This window comes from Desulfovibrio sp. 1188_IL3213 (genome assembly GCF_036763145.1).
In the GTDB taxonomy this organism is placed as follows: Bacteria; Desulfobacterota; Desulfovibrionia; order Desulfovibrionales; family Desulfovibrionaceae; genus Desulfovibrio.
In genome coordinates this window covers 1-217 of record NZ_JBAIYR010000756.1, presented here as the reverse complement: position 1 = coordinate 217, position 217 = coordinate 1, and the positions used below count along the sequence as shown (strand labels likewise).

1 pseudogene is annotated in these 217 nt (G+C 47.0%); it reads right to left on the bottom strand.

Going from position 1 to position 217, the window contains the following annotated elements:
* Positions 1-217, bottom strand: a pseudogene (locus V6C16_RS15065) (IS3 family transposase); the annotation flags it as partial.

Sequence of the window (217 nt, the reverse complement as noted above, 5' to 3'; positions counted from 1 at the left end):
GTTCGCCCGTCCCGGAGTTGGTCATGCATAAAATCCATTGACCATACCTGATTAGCAGACTCCGGTACGCTTAATTCCTCAGGTTTATCACGCTTGAGACGTTTTCGAGGCTTGATGCGCAAGTTCAGCTCCAACTCTCGGTAAATTCGATACACGCGCTTATGGTTCCAGGCATACCCTTTTACGTTACGCAAATAGAGAAAACAGAGACCAAATC